We start from the raw sequence: 1,720 nt of genomic DNA on the forward strand, positions 1-1,720 counted from the left end.
ACCCGCACCACGATCCACGAGATCGCGCCGAGCAGCGGCAGGAGGACGATGAGGAGTACCCAGAGCCAACGGGGCAGACCTGCACGTTCGTCCTCGTCCGCGCCCCAGACATCGGTCAGGGCGTAGGCCATGAGTCCGACGATCACCAAGATCAGGAGTACGCGAGGCATACCCCCAGCCTACGGTGGGTTGGCGCGGGCAGGGCAGCCTCTGACGTGACGTTCGCCCCGATGTCGCCGGAGAGGCCGCCGTCGTGCCGTTGTGACCCCTGCCCGGCCTACCATGGGTGGGTGCCCCTCGTGACCTACTCCCTGCTCCGCATCGCGCTCGTAGCCGCGGCACTCGGCGTGCTGTACCTGGTCGGCCTGCGGGGCTGGCTGCTCCCGGTGGTCGCCGTCGTGGTCGCGCTGGCCGTGTCGTACCTGACCCTGGGCAGGCCGCGGGACGCCGCGACGCGGTGGATGGCCGACCGGGCCGAGCGCCGCGCCGCGCAGCGCGCCGCCACCCCGAAGGTCGACGCCGACGCCGCCCACGAGGACGCGCAGGTCGACGAGAAGCTCCGCGCGGACTGAACCCCGCGCACGTGTCGGACGCTCAGGTCCCTCTGGTGATCGGGGCGTCCGTCGCGGTCACGGGGTCTCAGAGCGACAGGCCGAACCAGAGCAGCAGGCCGTAGCCCAGCTCGTACAGGCCCGTGCCGGCCAGGACCGGGACGAGCAGCTTGCCGCGCGCCCCGGCGAGGATCGGGATCGACAGCAGCGCCGCCGGGCCGAGCAGCAGCAGGACCACGAGGGACCACGGCGCCCAGAACGCGCACACCGCGCCGAGCAGCACCGGCACCCAGATCATCGCGATGTACACGCGGCGCGCGCGGTAGTCGCCCAGCCGCACGGCCAGCGTGCGCTTGCCGGCGAGCACGTCGGTGGGGATGTCGCGCAGGTTGTTGACCATGAGCAGCGCGCAGGCGATCAGGCCCACGCCCACCGCACCGAGCACCGCCGGCCAGGTGATGGTGTCGGCCTGCGTGTAGGTGGTGCCGAGCACCGCCACGAGGCCGAAGAACACGAACACCGCGATCTCCCCCAGGCCTCGGTACCCGTACGGCGTCCTGCCGCCCGTGTAGTACCAGGCGGCGACCACGCTCACCGCGCCGACGGCGAGCAGCCACCAGTGCCCCGAGACCGCGCACAGGACCAGGCCCAGGACCGCGGCGACGCCGAACGCGACGAAGGCGGCGGTCTTGACCGCACGGGGCGCCGCGGCGCCCGATGCGGTCAGCCGCATGGGGCCCACGCGGTCCAGGTCGGTGCCGCGCACGCCGTCCGAGTAGTCGTTGGCGAAGTTGACGCCGACCTGCAGTGCGAGGGCGACGCCGAGCGCCAGCAGCGCGGGCAGCGCCGCGGAGGAGTCGACCTGCGCGGCCGCGCCCGTACCGACCATGACCGGTGCCGCCGCCGCCGGCAGCGTGCGGGGCCGGGCCCCGGAGATCCACTCGGCGGCAGTGGCCATCAGTGCGTCCTTCGTTCGTGGGGTGTGCCTGGGTTCTCGAGACACCAGGACCGGGCCTGCGCGGGGTCCTGGCGGAGGAACGAAGTCATGGTCGCACGGGTTCCCGCCCCGCCCGCACGACGGCGTCGCGTACCGCCCGGCGGTCCACCTTGCCCGGGCCGCGGGCCGGCAGAGCCGCGGCGAGGTAGACCCGCCGGGGCGCGGCGGGTGC

3 protein-coding genes are annotated in these 1,720 nt (G+C 73.7%); 1 reads left to right on the plus strand and 2 read right to left on the minus strand.

The features are described from left to right. The coding region (locus PROKR_RS31620; protein WP_342665878.1) for a PLDc N-terminal domain-containing protein at positions 1-170 on the minus strand (170 nt) is incomplete at its 3' end. A 120-nt stretch (positions 171-290) separates the two neighbouring features. Between PROKR_RS31620 and PROKR_RS15480 the strand changes: the two genes are divergently transcribed. Then, entirely contained in the window at positions 291-572 is a 282-nt protein-coding gene (locus tag PROKR_RS15480) for a DUF4229 domain-containing protein (RefSeq protein WP_036964514.1), read from the plus strand. Positions 573-639: 67 nt separating this feature from the next. Here PROKR_RS15480 and PROKR_RS15485 read toward each other — a convergent pair whose 3' ends face one another. Continuing rightward, positions 640-1,509, minus strand: coding sequence for a 1,4-dihydroxy-2-naphthoate polyprenyltransferase (locus PROKR_RS15485; protein WP_036964515.1), 870 nt, complete (start codon positions 1,507-1,509; stop codon positions 640-642). Positions 1,510-1,720: the final 211 nt, after the last annotated feature.

The sequence above is a fragment of the Promicromonospora kroppenstedtii DSM 19349 genome (assembly GCF_000515355.1).
Classification (GTDB): domain Bacteria; phylum Actinomycetota; class Actinomycetes; order Actinomycetales; family Cellulomonadaceae; genus Promicromonospora; species Promicromonospora kroppenstedtii.